Source organism: Pseudomaricurvus sp. (assembly GCF_965662505.1).
In the GTDB taxonomy this organism is placed as follows: Bacteria; Pseudomonadota; Gammaproteobacteria; order Pseudomonadales; family Cellvibrionaceae; genus Pseudomaricurvus.
In genome coordinates this window covers 1-18,294 of record NZ_CBFIHX010000034.1, presented here as the reverse complement: position 1 = coordinate 18,294, position 18,294 = coordinate 1, and the positions used below count along the sequence as shown (strand labels likewise).

The window sequence follows — 18,294 nt, the reverse complement described above, 5'->3', positions numbered from 1 at the left end:
ATACGAATACTCGATTCATTTGGGAAACGACACCAATAATACGGCACCGGTATCGCTGGCAGATAACAGTTTCTCGCCAGACTCTGCGGCCAGCAAACAAGCTTCCTCACCTTGCAAAAGCTGTCCCTGCACATGGGCGGCACCACTAACGCCAATCGCCAAAGCATACCCTGGTTTGAGGAGGTGGTAGCACGAGTTTGGCTGCAAGGTGATCCGCCACACTTCAAAATCAGAAAAGGACACCACCTCTTCGACAAGAGCTGAAACAGCCCTATTACCCTGCCCTTCAATATCTTCTTCAACTCTTCGTTCAACAACAGGCAAAGGTTGCAATTGATGATCACCGAGATTCATACACTCGAGCGCTTTATCGGTATCCCAATGATCTTGAGTTAATACTTTTTGAGCAAAAGACAGGATTTGCCGTTCATAGACAGGGGTTTGAAATTCAATGGTCCGCACCCCATGCAGGAGAGAGTGTGGTGTGTAGCAAGGTACTTTCAAGACACTCCCCACATCCAAAGGCAAGGTTGCCTTAAACGCATCCATATTCAAACGCAGATCTTTTTCTCTTTGGAGCAGTCCTTCCGGTAATGACGCAAGCCATTGCTTGGTCTGCTCGGCACTTACCGCTTCAGTGAGTCCGACACCTGAAGCAAGACGGCACTCATCAAGCTCCGCATCGATTTCCCGACGTACGACTTCGTAGGACTTAACTGCGGCTTTGAACGCTGAGACAAACGCTTCATCCGATTCGTAATTCGCACGCTTGAGTGGATCAAAACCAATACGAATTCCGCCAGTGCCCGTAGGCCATGCCGTTCGGTCGACACTGGTCACTACATACACTTCCTGCTTTTCTTCGTGGAGCTCAAAATACAGATCCCCAAACACGTCTTCCGGTAGTGGATCCAGGATTTTCAGCAGATTCAGATCTCTGGCTTTGCCTGCCGTCAGATAATCAGGCAGCAATGAGAGCAACCAGGGCAACGGCATACTATAACGCCCATCAGTAACCTGTGACTGCCCACGCTCTTCAATACCGGTATACCAAATTTCCTGCCCCCAGGGCTTCGCTATAGAAACCGGAGCAAGACGAACCGCTTCATTCAGAGAAAACAACGGCCACTCAAGACGCTCAGAAATTGACGGCATATCAGACTCTGAAACCGCTTCGCGGCACACATTCTCGGCAGAGGTGGAATAATCACCCATTAGAACCTGAGAGATGCCCCCTTCCTCATTTAGAGAAACCAGTGCCAACAACGTGGTGACCGCTGAGTCAGCCAAATAATATTGCTGATACTGATACCTGAAACACAGCAACCTGTTTGCGCCAGCCGACAGTTCAGCAAGTGCATCCCGTACATGGGCTTCAGGATTACTTACAAGCGGACAACTCAACAAGGCTTTCTCCAGGCTGAAGATGCTCAGCCAATAGGACTCTCAATCAATATGACATTCAGGCAACTGGAGCCTCAGCCAATAAGACCTTCAGCTAACAGGGCCTTCAGTTAATAAAACAAAGGCCGGAAGTTTACCAGAAAGCCACAATTCGCAAAATTGGCAATTTAGGGCATTTTTGCCACCTAGCTCCTTAGTAGTCAGACTCATAGTAGTCAGACTCAGACGCCAGACACACAAAGGCCGGGAAATACCCGGCCTTTGTTTTTTACCAGCGGCTTCTTAAACCGCAGCTCTTACGCGCAAGCCCGGAGGTATAATACCTTCGGGTTGCACTGCAGTTTAGACGCGCTCAATAACGGTCGTAATACCCTGACCCAGACCAATACACATGGTGGAAATCCCCATGGTCCAGTCTTTTTCCTGCATTACCGTCAGCAGAGAACCACTGATTCGGACACCGGAACAGCCAAATGGGTGACCCAGAGCAATCGCACCACCATTTAGGTTCACTTTAGAATCCATGTCATCCAGCAGATTCAGGTCCTTCAAAACCGGAATCGCCTGAGCGGCAAAGGCTTCATTAAGCTCAACGTAATCAACGTCTTTGATATCCATGCCCAGCTGCTTCAAAGCTTTCTGAGTGGAAGGTACAGGTCCGTACCCCATGATGGATGGATCAACACCGGCCAGAGTTGCAGCTCTGACTTTCGCAATTGGCTTCAGGCCCAACTCTTGCGCTTTCTCTGCAGACATAATCAACATCGCAGAAGCACCATCGGTGATTTGCGAGGAAGAACCCGCAGTCACAGTGCCACCTTGCGGATTAAACGCAGGACGCAACTGAGCAAGGCTCTCGACTGTGGTTTCCGGACGAATGGTTTCGTCCTGAGTAACCATAAATGGAACGCCTACTTCGTCATGCCCCATCACAGGAATGATTTCACGGTCAAACTTGCCTTCAGCTCGCGCTGCCGCTGCCAGACGATGTGAGCGGGCAGAAAACGCATCCATATCTTCGCGCTGAATGCCGTGCATCAATGACAGCATCTCTGCAGTCATACCCATGCTGCCTGCCGCTTTTGCAACAGAAAGACCTAGCCCTGGATTGATATCCACAGCATCCATCATGTTCAGGTGACCCATGTGCTCAACGCCACCGACCAGATACACATCACCCAGGCCAGACATTACGCTAGCAATAGCCGTATGCATCGCGGACATGGAAGAGCCACACAAACGGTTAACCGTTTGTGCCGGCACAGTATGCGGCAAGCCTGCCAGCAGGCCGACAAGACGAGCGAGGTTCATGCCCTGCTCTTCACGCTGCATGACACAGCCCCAAATCAAATCATCGATAGAGGCAGGGTCAATAGCCGGATTACGGGCCAGCAAACCTTTTACTACTTCTGCACTGAGATCATCAGCACGTACGTTACGAAAACAGCCATTCTTTGAGCGGCCCATCGCACTGCGTGCGTAATCAACAATTACGGCGTCTCTTGGATTCAAGCTCACGTCATATTCTCCTAAAATCGTTAGTTGGACCGCACTTATGCGTAATATTTTTTACCGGCTGCAGCCATTTCGCGCTGAGCGTCGGTTGCTTCGTAGAGTTTGCCCAAGTGCTTGTACTTATCGCACATAGCCACAAACGCCTCGATACCGATGCTGTCAATCCAACGGAAAATACCACCTCGGAATGGAGGGAAGCCAACACCGTAGATCAATGCCATATCCGCTTCAGCAGCTGAACCCACAATGTTTTCTTCCAGACAGCGAGCCAGCTCGGTCGCCATTGGAATCATCATGCGTGCAATCACTTCTTCCTGATCAAACTCTTTACTTTCCGAAACAACCGGAGCAATCAGGTCATAAGTGTCCTGCTTGGCCACTTTCTTTGGCTTGCCGCGCTTGTCAGTTTCGTAGGTATAGAAACCTTTACCGTTCTTCTGACCGTAACGCTCATTCTCGAACATAACATCAACAACGGTTTTGTAATCTTTGGACATACGTTCCGGAAAACCTTCGGCCATCACATGTTCAGCGTGGGAACCGGTATCGATGCCAACGACATCCATCAGGTAAGCCGGGCCCATTGGCCAGCCCCATTTTTCCATCACTTTATCGACTTTCTGGAAGTCAGCGCCATCGCGGGCCAGACCTGCGAAACCAGCAAAGTACGGGAACAACACACGGTTAACCAGGAAACCCGGACAGTCATTGACGACAATGGCTTTTTTGCCCATGGCATTAGCGTAAGCGACTGTACGCGCGACAGCTTTATCCGAAGTCTTCTCACCACGAATGACCTCTACTAACGGCATCGCGTGTACCGGGTTAAAGAAGTGCATGCCACAGAAGTTTTCTGGACGCTGCATGGCTTCTGCCAGGTGCGTAATAGAAATGGTGGATGTGTTGGAGGCGATGATAGTGTCTTCAGAAACGTTCTTTTCAACATCTGCAAGAACGGATTGCTTAACCTTCGGGTTCTCAACAACGGCCTCAACTACCATATCCACTTCGCCGAAGCTGTCGTAGGATAAAGTGGCATCGATGTTGGCAAGAATGCTACCCATTTTGTCCGGGGTCATACGACCGCGAGCAACTTGCTTGCTCAGCAACTTGTTGGCTTCTGACAAACCCAGGTCCAATCCTTCCTGAGCAATATCTTTCATTTTGATTGGCGTGCCTTTCAGCGCTGACTGGTAAGCAATACCGCCACCCATGATGCCAGCACCCAGTACCGCAGCATGACCAATTTTCTTGTCGGCTTTCTTTTCCCAGCTCTTGGCGTTTTTCGCAATCAACTGATCACTCAAGAATAAGCCAACCAGGGATTTAGCGGCTTCTGTGGAAGCAACTTTTACGAAACCAGCTTTTTCAACTTCCAGGGCTTCGTCACGCTCCATCCCAGCAGCTTTCTGCATGCCTTTCACCGCAACAACGGGTGATGGATAATTCGGTCCGGCCTGACCAGCAACAAACGCTTTGGACGTTTCGAAAGCCATCATCGACTCGATGCCATTCAGCTGAAGAGGTGCTTTTTTCTGTGCACGACGGGACTGATAATCCAGTTTGCCATCAACACATTGCTGTAAAACGTTCAGAGCTGCATCGCGCAGCGCTTCTGGCTCAACGACGCCATCCACAACGCCAGCCTTCAGTGCCGTCGCTGCTTTCTGGTCTTTACCGGAAGCAATCCACTCAATAGCAACATCAGCGCCAGCCAAACGTGGCAAACGAACGGTGCCACCCCAACCCGGAATCAAACCCAGTTTGGTTTCAGGCAAACCGACCTTAGCCGCAGTGCTGGCGACACGGAAATCACACGCCAAACAGAACTCGAGACCACCACCCAGAGCAAAACCGTTGATTGCTACAACAACAGGTACACCGAGATCTTCAATGCGATTTAGGTTTTTGGCATTTTTTCCAAGATGCTCACCTGCAGCTTCAGGTCCCTGCTCAAATAAAGGAACAAATTCACTGATGTCAGCACCCACAATAAAGACACTCTTGCCACTGGTTGCCAGAACCCCTTTGAGGTCTGCGGTGTTTTCCAGGGCCGTAATGGCTTGTTCCAGCTCATCTACAGTGGCACTGTCGAATTTATTCACCGACTCACCCTGTAAATCAAAATTCAACTCTGCGATGCCTGCTTCAAGCATTTGCACCGAAACAGCGTTACCTTTAAAAATCATGTTCGACCTCGTAAGTTCCTTTCGATCTCATAAACCAGGCTGAAAATACACTCTGCCCAAGGTCTAATCCTGCGAATGACTATTGCCGTGAAAGTAGCCTCGCCATAGGTTCTCCCGATTTAATCGGCAGAGCGGCAGACGAGACGCCGGAGTATAACCATTTAAAACGCTTGTTTGAACCACTCATCGTGACCCAACGGTATTGGAAATGAATTCGCCATTCAAAGGCCTGATGCAATCCAGCCCGGACACTAAAAACTGCCCAACAAGCCTAAAAAATAGCCGACAAGACAGGTTGTCGCCACCTTAATGCGGACTTACAGGGACCATTTAAACAAGACTGTTGTACTTTTCAGGAAATCGACGAATTCAATTACTAGCCATTAGGAAATAGACGCCACCACCCACTCTGCTGTTCCTGTTATGGGTTCAACACGAAACGGTGTCGGTGATTGCAACGACAGACTGCTGCCGCTGACCAAGTGATGCTCCACACCCAGGGCGTGGTATTGCGCCTCACCTGCTATAAGAAGAATCATGGTCTGGCCGCGAGACATAAGATTGACAACCGGGTCTTCCGGGCTGCGTTTAAATGAACGCAACGTCAATTCACGCCCCGAACTGCCTTGGTAAGCCGCAAAGAATGAGCCTGTACTCTGCTCATGTTCTTCATGGGATACTTTGGCGAGTTGCCGGTTCATGCTGATAGCAAAGAAATCAGAAAGAGTGATGGGAAAGCCTTTGAGGACTCGCTCCAACGAAGAGACAGAGGGGCTTACGGAGCCCTGTTCAATCACGGAAATCGCACTATTGGGCACACTTGCCCGTTTAGCCAACTCCCTCTGGGACCAGCCGTAAAACTCACGGATAGCCTTTAATCGAAGACCAAGCGCTTCAGCCATGAAAATCTTTATCCATCCTATAGCAAGATCTTCATCCTATCAGCGGGCTTTATCGCTGACCATATCCCACGTGACTATATTTGGTAACAAAAACAATCATTGTTCAGTGACAAAACAATCACTTCTGCAACGTCCAAATGCCGGGGGCTCGGTCACTGGAGTCATTCCACTGTGCAGAAGTGATCACAGAACCGTTAAATCATGTCGGTATAGCGACTTTCTTTGTTGAAAGTAACCTGGTGGTTCAAACCGGGAATGCCAATGGCACTGTCAGACAACGACAACAGAGAGTCGTCAATCATATTGGCGCCAAAGTTATAAGCGATATTGAAATTACCATGCAGTGCTGCCTGATTGTAGGTCTCTGCCGTTTCGATAACAGCCTGCAACTTAACTTTGTAGCCAGCCAACGCTTTCTCGCCATGACGCTTCGCCAGCATCTTCTCAACTACCCCTGGAGCCAACACCACGCCAGTAGCGTTATTACCACCAAAGCCTTTGGTGTTGATGAAAGCGACGTCAATTTGCTGTCTTGAGGTGTCGGATACCGAGATAGAAAGGCGCTGCTGGTGAACATCGTCGGCCACACAGTCAATGGTCTTGATACCCGGAACCAGGTTGTACTTGAAGGAGCCCAAAGCCGCAATCAGCTGATCACCACTGGCGGGACCAATGGAATGGCCAACATAGGCCTTCACTGCAGCGATGGGCCAATCGGTAATACCGAAGGTTTCCGCGACACGATCCAGCAGCTCTGACTCAGTTTGACGGTTAGCCGGTGTACTTGAACCGTGAGCGTGCACCATACTGCGGGTTCTGACGGATTCTTCACCGACAATTTCCCGAGCAGAAGCTACAGCTTTAGAAAGAGTAATGTAGTTACCAGGACCAGGAGCCGAAATCGATTTTTTAAAGCCGTCTGCGTTAATAAAGACATCCGTGACAGCGCCATGAACCTGAGCGCCAAGCTCAAGTACCAGCTCATCGTCCATCAAAATCACGAACTGACAGGCTTCAGCAATGGTAAAACCACAGTTTTCGCCAAATGGACGGCTGGATCTGCGCAGATCGGGATCGTCATTGCCTTCCACTTTCTTGAGGCCTTCGACGGTACCCAAGGCACTCATCGCCGCAAAACCATCGATAATTTCCTGAGTGATCGGAGCTGCGCTATTACCGGCAATGACCACACGGGCCTTACCAGATTGAATGGCCTCAACCCCCTGCTTCAGGTTGTACAGAAAGGTGGCGCAGGCACCGGTTGTACAACCGGTTGTTCCGACACTGCCCAAAACATAGGCATTGATAAAGTCGGCTGCCATAGTATTCATGCCCAGCGGCAACTGTTTAGCAGTCACTCGACCACCTTTCAGGCGCGATTGCATCATGCCACCAAACCCGTTTTCATCGGCCTGACTTAATACGCTACCCGCGTAAACCGCGATTTCGTCTGGGTGAACTGAAGATTTAATCGTTTCCCAGGGAATACCCAACGACTGCAAGGCATCGCTCACGCCCACAATGGTCATTTGTAATCCACGTGGGTGGAAGCGAGAGGTATACAGCGCGCCTGGATCAAAACCACTGGGTAACTGGCCTGCTGACTTCACATCAATGTTACGGGTAGAGTCGATTTTGACGTCACAGTTGTCCGCCAAATGTACGCTGACATGGGATTCAGAATAGTCGCTCACAGTCCAGGATTCAGGAATCGTTTTCGGAAGCTGGAATCGTGATAGCAAAAAAGAAGTCCCATTGTTTCCGGGGCCAACGGTGACAGATTGCTGCCAGGGTGCTGCATCCACATCAAAATAGGATTTTTCAATGCGACGAATCAGAGTCGTCTGCAGGATCTCATCGCTAAATTGAGCCTCAATATCCGCCAGCGACAGGCTAGCGCCCTCTTTTGACTTGAAACCGGACTCGTCAGCCTCAATGATTTGAGTCATCACGCCCAAACCAGCCAGGGTCTCCTGCCGGGCCTGATCGTCCAGGCTTTCAAGCACCATCCGGCGAAAACCATGGTGGAAAGAGCTTCGACCAGCGGCATTGTAACCACCAAAACCTGCAATAATGGGCAAACGAGACATAGCAACTTTCCTTTTTAGCACTGAACCAGCACTTTAACTGTATTGACGCTTAGGCTTTTGGGTTGGTGGTAAAACGTAGTTCCACTCACCATTTCAATAGCAGAGACACTTAGCGCACTGTTTGAATCATTTTAGAAGGAGCCAAGCCAACAAGTTATCGGTATAATGGACAAAAATTGCGGTATTAAAGTCAAACGCACGAATAATCAGTCAAATGGGGCGCCTTGTGCCCCTTATTGGTTCATACCTTTCTCTGAATTGGTAAATACATTATGAAGAAACGTCTGGGTGCGACCTTTTTGGTCATTGAAGACATGCTCGCCACGAGCATTACGCTGCCGATTGAGATGATGAACGCCGCAGAGAGTGCCGCCAAAGGACGGGACCGCAAAGCGATGAGGTTGAATATCGCGACAGCCGGTGTCATCAAGCAGCCTGTCCGCACCCGATCTGGCTTTCAATTGACCCCGGATCTAGCCATCGACGATATTGGTAGCAGCGATATGGTGATCATCCCGTCGCTCTGGCGTAACCCCCGCCCTATCATCAGACGCCATCCCGAAATCATTCAATGGCTTCAGCAACTCAATGAACAAGGTGCCATGCTGATTGCCGTCGGCACCGGCTGTTGTTTTCTTGCCGAAGCGGGCCTTCTCAATGGAAAAGCGGCCACAACCCACTGGCACTACTTTGATCAATTTCAGCGTGACTATCCTGAGGTGGAATTAAAGCGTCAGTATTTCATCACCCAGTCTGGAAATATTTACTGTGCTGCGAGCGTTAACGCTGTCGCCGATTTAACCGTTCACTTCATCCATCGCACTTACGGACAAGAAATTGCCACTCATGTACAGCGCAACTTCTCCCATGAAATCCGTCGGCCTTACGAATCGACCAGTTATTACGACGACAAACACCGTTACCACCCTGATGAGGACATTGTGCAAGCTCAAATCTGGCTTCAGGACAATTGCCAAAAAGAGATTTTGTTAAAAAGTGTCGCTGAGAAATTTGATATGAGTGTGCGGACATTTAACCGTCGCTTCAAAAACGCGACAGGCAAGACGCCGTTACAATATCTGCAAGAAATTCGTATCGATATGGCAAAAGACTTGCTGCAAACCAGCAATTTATCCGTCAGCGAAATTGCTTACAAGGTGGGTTATCAGGATATGGGGCACTTTTCGAGCCTGTTCAAAAAGCTCCTTTCAACAACTCCCAGCGATTACCGGGCAACCGTCAGGGCCAAGTTATTTACGGCAGAAACCTGATTTCTTTATGCCACCACAAAGCTCCATAACCTATAAAGTCATACGTTTTATGGCATCGTGGTTTTCCGCAGGAAGGCCACATCATTGCCAATCAATTCCAGATCGCAAGCCCAACGCTCCGCGATAAAATCAAACGTTGCCTCGTGAAAAAAAACAATGTGTGTAGGATCGTTTTTGTAATGCCAGGTTTTGAACGCCTCCACGTCAATCACACGTTTCGTCATTAATCCTAGAACGCCCCCTGGCTTCAACATTGCCCACAACGTATCCAGAACTTTCAGTGGATCCGCCAAGTGCTCTACAACCTCGGTTGCGGTGACAAAATCGTATTGTTTTTGCAGTACAGATTTATCTGGATAATAGTAGAGATCGTATTTTTCCATTCCGCGACCGGTTTCTTCCAGCATTGATACTAAAGCTGGCCCCGGACCACAACCGAAATCCAAACCCTCCGCTTCTGGAGCAATACGTTCACATAAAGGGTCAAAGAAACGAGAAAAGAAACGACGATACGATTGATCGTCCGGATCGTTTTCATGCTTGTCATACTCCGCTTTCTCCAAAGCACTATTCAGATGAAAGGCAGCTGGGACATGAACAGCCAAACACTTTGGACAATGGTAATAATCCCGGCGTCGATCCTGATGAGCGTTCACGCAGGGGCTAGCACAAAAAGGACAAGACAGATCGCTATACATATTTTTGCCACGTCACCACAAACCATCAACCTTACTTTTTGTGGCCGTGATTACTCATGAGTTTAGAATACTTAGAGCACAAAGGGCCTCAATAGAGGCCCTTATAACAGTTTGAGATATTTATTGGCTTCTCAGCCGTCAATTGCCTTTCAGCAACACTTACTCTCAAGCAACCTTGTGAGACACTGAACTCAAGGAGCCGTCAGCCTGTCTGGAAGAGCCGTCAGCCCGGATAGAAGAGCCTTCAGCCTGGCTTGAAGAACCGTTTTGGATTTCAATGGTCCGAGGCTTCATGGCCTCCGGAATTTCCCGTACCAGTTCTACGTGCAGCAGACCATTTTCCAGACGCGCTGTATGCACTCGTACATGGTCAGCTAACTGGAAGCGTCGCTCGAAATTGCGTGCCGCAATTCCTTGATGGAGAAACTGCCTATCACCCTGCTCTTCGGCTTTTTGACCCGTAATCGTCAAGGTGTTTTGTTCAGACTGAATGCTCAGCTCCGACTCGGTAAAACCGGCCAGCGCCATAGTAATTCGGTATTCGTTTTCGTCAATTAATTCGATATTGTATGGAGGATAACCGCCGCCCTGACTTTGATCGCTGCGACTGAGATTATCTAAAATGGAGGCCATACGGTCAAAGCCAATGGCTGTACGATAAAGAGGAGAAAAGTCTGTATTACGCATAATCATACCCTTACTGTGAAGCAATATGTGGTTTGCGGCCTATCCGAGGATCAGGCCATTCTGTTAAACCCCTCCAATGAGCGGGCTTACTACAGAGATATGGCTTCACTAAATTTTTTCAAGGGCTTAATTTTAAAAAATGTAAATTTCAAAAAAACACTCAACGCACAATTGCTACAGACTTCACCTGCGCCCACATCTGTTGACCTTCACTGATCCGCAAATGGTCGGCTGAACGGCGGGTAATTCTGGAAAGCAATTTGGTTTGCCCTGCTCCCAAACTCACAAGACACATTGCTTGATCAGCGTCCGGGCCCAACTCCAGAACTTTCACCGGTAATTTATTCAGAATACTGGTGTCGCCATAAGACTCTCTGGCCAGACTGACATCTCGGGCAAAAACACGCAGTCGGATTTCCTGCCCCACAACTTCTCCATTATCTTTGAGCCAGAACTCCCCACCGGGGAACTCGGCACGCAACAAATGCCACTGGGGGCTTTTCTCCATCACAGATGCCGTAATAACAACCCCGGCCTCCGAGGCTGGAAGCGGGACATCAATTCGTGACAACACCTGCTCGAGAGGCCCCTCCGTAACCACCTTGCCGTTATCCAGCATCAGTAGATGGTCCGCCAGCCGTGAAACCTCATCCATGGAGTGGCTGACATACAGGATAGGTACCTCCGACTCCTCCTTCAGGGATTCAAGATAAGGCAGAATCTCCTCCTTTCTGGCGGAATCCAGCGAAGCCAGAGGCTCATCCATCAATAGGATTTTGGGCTTTATCAGCAATGCTCGGGCTATAGCGACCCTTTGACGCTCACCACCCGACAGCTGATCAGGATGGCGACTCAACAAAGGCTGAATGCCCATCAACGAAAGGATGTGGTCATAAAATTCAGCGGAAGGTTTGTTCGCAGCCCTGCGAATTCCGTAATCAATATTTTGCTCTGCGGTCAGGTGCGGAAACAGGCCCGCCTCCTGAAATACATAACCAATGGATCGTTTGTGAGGCGCCAACTGGCGCGCCTGATCCTGCCAGACATCCCCCTGAACTGTTAACCTGGCAATATAATCGGGAGCACATGTTTTTTTATTGAAAACCTGCAGTCCCGCGATGCATCGCAGCAGTGTTGTCTTGCCAGATCCAGAGTGTCCGTAGATGGCCGTAACACCTCTCAAAGGCAGGCTGACATCAACATCCAGACCAAATCCTTCAGCATCAGCCCCCTTACGGGACGGGTAACGAAAAGAAAAATGAGCGTCTTTGGTTTGCCTGTTTGGGCTTTCTTGAGTCATGAATCAGATCCCAAACCCAATACGGGATTTTGCGAACCGTCTCTGATACACAGACAATGCCAGCAACACCACAAACGAAAACACCACCATGACCGCCGACAAGCTGTGTGCATGGGCATAATCCAGCGCTTCCACATGGTCGTAAATTTGGACTGACACCACTCGGGTTTCATCAGGAATGTTGCCGCCAATCATCAAAACCAGGCCAAATTCCCCGACAGTATGAGCGAAGCCCAGTATTGCCGCAGAAATAAAACCTGGCTTGGCCATCGGCAACACCACGGTAAAAAAACGATCCAAAGGGCCTGCCTGCAGTGTCGAAGCTACTTCCAACGGACGCTCTCCCAAAGCCTCAATCGCATTTTGTATCGGCTGAACAACAAAGGGTAAGGAATATAAAATAGAGGCAATCACCAACCCCTGAAAGGTAAAGGCCAAAGTGCCCAGTCCCAGAGACTGGGTGAGCCAACCCAGCCATCCCTGAGGCCCCATGGCCACTAAAAGATAAAAACCGAGCACTGTCGGCGGCAACACCAGTGGCAGAGCCACCACGGCACCCACCACACCCCGCCACCAAGCGTCTGTTCGCGCTAGCCACCAGGCGATAGGTGTACCAATGATCATTAAGAAGAAGGTCACGGTCGACGCCAATCGTAAGGTCAACCAAATAGCCGCAAGGTCTGCTTCAGAAAACACCCTGCCCCCTTGCAAGAATACGGTGTTGCTTCATAGGTGCGTTATCTTTCTATCAGTTTAGCCGGGCTATGAATTTAACCGGATTATGAATTTAACCGGAGCATGAACTTAACTGGAGCATGAATTGATCAGGAGCATCCGTAAGTCGTCAGTGCATTTATCATGCCCCGACACTTACATTTAACAATCATATCCGCAGTCATAATACAGGAACAAAACCTCAATGCCTTTCAACAATCCATGAGGCAATATTATTTGTGGGATTCGAGACTTTGCTGCAGGGCAGCCTCCAGTTCCGGATAGGTAAATTCAAAGCCACTGCGAACAATCTGTTCCGGGACAACCCGCTGCCCACCCAGAAGTAGCTCATCCCCCATTTGCCCAAACATCAATTTCACTACAAACGAAGGCATGGGCAGTAGAGCCGGCCGGCCTAATTGCAGCGCAAACAGCCTGGTGAACTCACTATTAGTCACCGGGTTGGGGGACACTGCATTAACAGATCCGTGTACGGTTTCATGCTCCAACACATGGATAATCAAACGCACCAAATCTTGACGATGTATCCAGCTCATCCACTGCCGGCCAGTGCCAATTTGCCCGCCAGCGCCCAGCAAAAACGGAGGCTTTAGCTTTTTTATGATACCACCGTCAGCACCGATCACCACGCCGATACGCAGGCAGCACACAACAGCCCCCAGGTTTTCAAACTTCTCAGCTTCTTCTTCCCAGGCCTGACACAGATCATGAGCAAACCCCGGATGACAGCGCCCGGCCTCATTCAACAACTCATCATCATGATTGCCATAAAAGCCAACAGCGGAGCCCGAAATTACTCGTTTGGGGCATTGCTCATGTTGACGATAATGCTCGACCAGTGATTGCGTTACCCCAATTCGACTATCCATGAGCTGAGTTTTGCGGTGACTGGTCCAGCGCTTATCAGCAATCCCCTCTCCCGCGAGGTTAATCACCAGCTCAGGCAAAGGCGTCGAAAGTTGTGACAAAGCATTGATGTAGTGCAGCTGGTCTGTATTTTCAGCTGCTTTGCTGGCCTGGCGAGTCAATATCCAGCACTCATAGCCCTCAGCCAATAAATGGGGAATCAGCGCCTCACCGACAAACCCCGTGCCACCGGTAATTAACACTCGCCCGCTGCCAGTTGGCCTAGCGGTGTCTACAGAACCGCCATTAGAGGTTAAATCAGAAGAAGATGTCATGATTTGCTCCTTAATCAACGATCAGTTTAGCAGTAGCTTTGATGAGAGCGAGAAGATCTACTAATCAAGGACGTTAAACACAAGAGTAAGCAGGAAGAGCCTCGAAAAAGCAGATTTCAACGAAAACAGCCGGCAAAAGCCGGCTATTAAGGGAAACGCCCTGGACAGGCAGCGTTTTACTTGAGGCAACAGTGTTACCTGAATCAAATCTATCAGAAACCGTCAATCAACGATTTCTTAAACATCACCAGACGAGGTCTGGACAAACGCTTGGCATCATAAATAAACACGTACTCCTGACCATCGTCTGACGCGGGAATCGTGCGACGGAACTTGTTACGGCCTACCTCAAAAATCTGACGACCTTTGCTTACAACAGTATCGACGCGGTATTGATCGCGCCCAAGAAACTCAAACTTTTTAGCGTCTACCTTGTTGCCCACCAAGGTCAGATAGCGAAAGGTTGGACGTCCGCTATCGGATGATGACAACAAGTCTTCCAGTCGTTCTACTTCTTTTTGAGCGTATTCAAGGGCTTCCTTATCCAGCTCGCTAAGCTCCTTTTCTTCAGCTTCGGACATGTCGGCAGGCTCATCAACAGGCTGCTCTGCTGCCACCTGCTCTTCCAAGACCTCTTCCTTAACGACTTTTGGGGCTTCTTCAACCACGGCCGGAGGCTGAATTGCCGGCTCAACCGCAGCAGCGGCGGCCAAGCGCTTCTCTTCGGCCATGCGTCGCTCGGCTTCTTTGCGTGCTCTTTCAGCTTGTGCCAGGCGAGCCTCAGCGACCTTCTTCGCTTCCGCTACCTGTTTTTCCTGAATATCAATTCGTCTTTGTGAGGCCGACACCTGAGCTTCCAGTCTGGACTTGGAGTCTGCCAGTTCCTGCATATAACCTTCTACGCGCTCCAATCGTTTGGTCCGTGTGCGAATACCACGTTCCGACATCTTCAGCGCATGCTCGGCCAGCATATAAGCGCGCTGGTTATCTTCAGAGTCGTTTGCGGCCAGGTCTGCCTTGGCCTTGGCATACTCTTTTTCTGCCACGTCCAGATCTGCCTGCGCCTTTTTGAGATCGCTCTGTGCACGCTCAAGCTTATAATCGTAGCCAAAAAGCTCGTTTTCGATGTCTTCCAACTCCGAGGAGCGGTTTTCGAAAGCCTGATAAAAACGGTCCAACTTGTCTTCTTCCTGGCTGACCGTTCCGGCTGAAAGGTATTGAGATGTTGTTAGGATAAGAGCGGATAGGATTAACTGTTTGATCATTTTCTGTACATCTTGAATGGTGATTGTCTTCCGTAACATCCTGAAAAACAAAAAGCCTTTAGAATGCGTGCTTGAGGTATTTTTCACTGTACCGAGCAAGCCCTTGAATTACAAGAGAATACCCCGTTTTAAAGAGCAAAAAACAACCAAATCAAGTAGACTCAGATGGAAAGCGCGATACTTTTCATCTCAAGGAGAGCACAGTGCCCAGCTATCAAAATATTCTTTGCGCTATCGACCTCGATGCCAACAGCGCCAAAATCCTGGAAGCCGCTATTGCCCAGGCCGGGGGTCAGCTTAAACGGATTCATGTCATCCACACCTGTGAGCACCCCATTACCGGATACGGGGAACTGACAGGCAGCAATCTCCCAACCACTGAAGCTCAGATCAAGCAGAAGGCCTATCCTGAGTTTCGGAGCATATTGGAAAAGCACCAGATACCTGTTTCACAGGGCGAAATTCTTTTTGGCCAACCCTCAGAGGCCATCAACACAAAGGCCAGCGAGCTTTCCTGTGACCTTATCGTCGTTGGAAGCCACGGACGCTCGGGGCTGCAATTACTGCTGGGCTCGACATCCAACAGTGTTCTGAAAGACTCACCCTGTGATGTTTTGACCATTAGATTGGAAGAATGAGAGGGATGGAGCTGAGGGGAAAAAGTCGGTTGAAACGGAGGTATTTGAGGCGTTTTGAGGATTTTCTGAAAAAGTTATCCAGTTAATCTAGCACGCGATCTTTACGCCGCCAAGATATTTCAGTGCATTTTCAACTTTATTTGATCCTTCACTTTTTATTACAAAAAAACACTTGAATTTAATACTGTCGGAGGCAATATAAATTTCAAAGGTGGCCGCCTTAGTAAGAACTTTTCCAGTCCTAGTCGCGGGATCATCCCTAGACGCTGGAATTTCTCTAGATCCACAGGAGCTACTAATTATGCAAAACATGAATAATGTCGTTTATCGTGACTTGGATGCCTCACAAGCCTTGACCAGCACCATCGACAAAAAGCTCAAAAAACTTAATCGGATCTCAACTCAGCTGCAAAGCAGTCGAGTTGTACTAGATAGCCCTCACCAACATAAGCATAAGGGCAAACTGTACCGAGCTCAGATCGAATTAGGTGTCAAAGGTAATTCCTTCACGCTTCACCAAGACGACCCCTCTATTCATGTCGCCGTACGAGACGTTTTCAAGGCCGCTGAAAGAAAGCTGAAAGAAGTCTCCGCCAAGAAAGCAGGCAAACCTATCAGCAAGCCAGCACTGGACATGATCAATTCAACTGACGAAGTTGACGAAAGCGAACTGCACTAAACTGAAGCAAGAGGTTTCTTCAAAGAAAGCCGGCTCCTACCCGAGCCGGCCAATTCATTTAGGAATTCACGTTAGCTGTATTACATAGCTTCTTTAGTCCATAGCTTCTCTTTAGTTACAGTAAGTTACATAGCTTATTGGCACAATGTGAAACACCACATTCTGACCCCCTGCCCCTTATTTGTACCGTTCCCACAATAGAGTTTCAACGCTTGCACTCAGCTATCAGCCCACACTCAAGCCCTTGGACTTTTTAATTCTGTAGCCTTGTGCCAAACTCAGAGTTTAATCAACTGTATAGCTCTTCAACTTCGACTCACGAATTTAAGACTCTCACATGTCAAAATACATTCTCTCTATCGATCAGGGTACGACCAGCTCCAGAGCCATTATCTTTGACAATAAGGGGCAGCCTTGCTGGCAAGCTCAGCAAGAATTTGAACAGATTTTTCCGCAAGACGGCTGGGTAGAACACGACCCGGAAGTGATATGGGAAACCACCCTTGATGTGTGCCAAAAAGCGATAGAGAACTCGTCACTAACAGCGACTGACATTAGCTGTATTGGAATCACCAATCAACGTGAGACAACTGTTGTCTGGAACAAAAAAACAGGAAAAGCCGTATACAACGCCATTGTTTGGCAGGATCGACGCACCGCGGAAACCTGCGAAGCCCTCCGCAAACAAAACCACGAACAGGCTATTACGGATTCTACCGGACTATTAATCGATCCCTATTTTTCTGCGACAAAGATTCAGTGGATTTTAAACAATGTGCCAAACGCGAAAGAACAGGCGGCTCGAGGTGAGCTACTATTTGGCACCGTCGACGCATTCCTATTGTGGCGCCTGACTGGCGGCGAAAGTCACAAAACCGATGCCACCAACGCCTCCCGCACCATGTTGTTTAATATTCACAACCAGCAGTGGGATAAAGATCTATTGCAGCTCTTTTCCATCCCCGAATCCATGATGCCCGAAGTCTGTGACTGCAGTTCAAACTTTGGCAACACCTCAGCGGAACTGTTTGGCACGCCCATACCCATCACTGGCATAGCTGGCGATCAACAAGCGGCGCTGATAGGCCAGGCCTGCTTTGAGCCCGGGATGGCCAAAAGTACCTACGGCACTGGCTGCTTCCTGATCCTGAACACCGGTAAAAATGCCGTACGATCAGAAAACCGCCTGCTGACCACCGTCGGTTATCGTTTGAATGGTGAAGTTACCTACGCCGTCGAAGGCAGCATATTCATCGCCGGAGCCGCGATTCAGTGGCTGCGGGACGGCTTAAAACTGATTGAACACGCCTCCCAAACCGAAGCCCTTGCCGAAAGCGCTGACAAGAACGCCAACGTCTACCTCGTTCCCGCCTTCACAGGCCTGGGCGCTCCCTATTGGGATCCGCACGCACGAGGTGCCATCACCGGCTTAACACGCGACACAGGCATTCAGGAAATCGTCGCCGCAGGGCTTCAGTCGGTTTGCTATCAAACCCGAGATCTTCTGGAAGCCATGGCCGCAGACGGTGCCACCCTGCCCTCAACTCTGCGTGTTGATGGCGGCATGGTCCAAAATAACTGGCTGGTGCAATTTCTCGCCAACCTGCTCAACTCTGATGTGGAACGACCGCAAATCACCGAAACTACCGCCTTGGGCGCCGCCTATCTGGCCGGACTCTACACGGGTGTATTTGAGTCAACCCAACAGATACAGGAACTCTGGCGTGGTGAAAAGCGATT

15 protein-coding genes are annotated in these 18,294 nt (G+C 49.4%); 4 read left to right on the top strand and 11 right to left on the bottom strand.

Annotated elements, in window-relative coordinates; all coding sequences use genetic code 11:
• Nucleotides 1-15: 15 nt before the first annotated feature.
• The 5 genes from ACTG33_RS06770 to ACTG33_RS06750 form a co-directional block, all read right to left on the bottom strand.
• On the bottom strand, nt 16-1,290 hold the full coding sequence (locus tag ACTG33_RS06770) for a hypothetical protein (protein WP_439134442.1): 1,275 nt from the start codon (nt 1,288-1,290) through the stop codon (nt 16-18).
• Nucleotides 1,291-1,746: 456 nt separating this feature from the next.
• Nucleotides 1,747-2,922, bottom strand: a complete 1,176-nt coding sequence (fadA, locus tag ACTG33_RS06765) for an acetyl-CoA C-acyltransferase FadA (RefSeq protein WP_439134441.1) — start codon at nt 2,920-2,922, stop codon at nt 1,747-1,749.
• Between the two features lie 35 nt (nt 2,923-2,957).
• Entirely contained in the window at nt 2,958-5,108 is a 2,151-nt protein-coding gene (gene fadB / locus ACTG33_RS06760) for a fatty acid oxidation complex subunit alpha FadB (RefSeq protein WP_439134440.1), read from the bottom strand.
• 383 nt (nt 5,109-5,491) lie between these two features.
• On the bottom strand, nt 5,492-6,010 hold the full coding sequence (locus ACTG33_RS06755; RefSeq protein WP_439134439.1) for a helix-turn-helix domain-containing protein: 519 nt from the start codon (nt 6,008-6,010) through the stop codon (nt 5,492-5,494).
• A 194-nt stretch (nt 6,011-6,204) separates the two neighbouring features.
• Entirely contained in the window at nt 6,205-8,100 is a 1,896-nt protein-coding gene (locus ACTG33_RS06750; RefSeq protein ID WP_439134438.1) for a beta-ketoacyl synthase, read from the bottom strand.
• A gap of 272 nt (nt 8,101-8,372) precedes the next feature.
• On the opposite strand from ACTG33_RS06750, the gene ACTG33_RS06745 reads away from it, so the two are divergent.
• A complete protein-coding gene (locus ACTG33_RS06745) occupies nt 8,373-9,371 on the top strand; it encodes a GlxA family transcriptional regulator (protein WP_439134437.1) in 999 nt (332 codons plus the stop codon).
• Nucleotides 9,372-9,418: 47 nt separating this feature from the next.
• Here ACTG33_RS06745 and ACTG33_RS06740 read toward each other — a convergent pair whose 3' ends face one another.
• The 6 genes from ACTG33_RS06740 to ACTG33_RS06715 all read right to left on the bottom strand — a co-directional run bounded on the left by ACTG33_RS06740 (nt 9,419) and on the right by ACTG33_RS06715 (nt 15,237).
• The gene (locus ACTG33_RS06740) at nt 9,419-10,069 is read right to left on the bottom strand and encodes a class I SAM-dependent methyltransferase (protein WP_439134436.1); all 651 of its coding nucleotides are present in this window, start codon (nt 10,067-10,069) and stop codon (nt 9,419-9,421) included.
• A 165-nt stretch (nt 10,070-10,234) separates the two neighbouring features.
• Entirely contained in the window at nt 10,235-10,756 is a 522-nt protein-coding gene (locus ACTG33_RS06735) for an Hsp20 family protein (RefSeq protein WP_439134435.1), read from the bottom strand.
• Between the two features lie 160 nt (nt 10,757-10,916).
• Nucleotides 10,917-12,056 (bottom strand): molybdenum ABC transporter ATP-binding protein, encoded by a 1,140-nt coding sequence (gene modC, locus ACTG33_RS06730; protein WP_439134434.1) that lies wholly within the window; start codon nt 12,054-12,056, stop codon nt 10,917-10,919.
• 3 nt (nt 12,057-12,059) lie between these two features.
• Entirely contained in the window at nt 12,060-12,752 is a 693-nt protein-coding gene (gene modB, locus ACTG33_RS06725; RefSeq protein ID WP_439134433.1) for a molybdate ABC transporter permease subunit, read from the bottom strand.
• Between the two features lie 251 nt (nt 12,753-13,003).
• Nucleotides 13,004-13,972 (bottom strand): TIGR01777 family oxidoreductase, encoded by a 969-nt coding sequence (locus tag ACTG33_RS06720; protein WP_439134432.1) that lies wholly within the window; start codon nt 13,970-13,972, stop codon nt 13,004-13,006.
• 212 nt (nt 13,973-14,184) lie between these two features.
• Nucleotides 14,185-15,237: a hypothetical protein gene (locus tag ACTG33_RS06715; RefSeq protein WP_439134431.1), complete on the bottom strand. Its 1,053-nt coding sequence runs from the start codon at nt 15,235-15,237 to the stop codon at nt 14,185-14,187.
• A 203-nt stretch (nt 15,238-15,440) separates the two neighbouring features.
• Between ACTG33_RS06715 and ACTG33_RS06710 the strand changes: the two genes are divergently transcribed.
• The 3 genes from ACTG33_RS06710 to glpK form a co-directional block, all read left to right on the top strand.
• A complete protein-coding gene (locus ACTG33_RS06710; protein ID WP_439134430.1) occupies nt 15,441-15,875 on the top strand; it encodes a universal stress protein in 435 nt (144 codons plus the stop codon).
• Nucleotides 15,876-16,176: 301 nt separating this feature from the next.
• Nucleotides 16,177-16,554, top strand: a complete 378-nt coding sequence (locus tag ACTG33_RS06705; RefSeq protein WP_439134429.1) for an HPF/RaiA family ribosome-associated protein — start codon at nt 16,177-16,179, stop codon at nt 16,552-16,554.
• Nucleotides 16,555-16,891: 337 nt separating this feature from the next.
• On the top strand, nt 16,892-18,294 hold a 1,403-nt coding region (gene glpK, locus ACTG33_RS06700), incomplete at its 3' end, for a glycerol kinase GlpK (protein ID WP_439134428.1).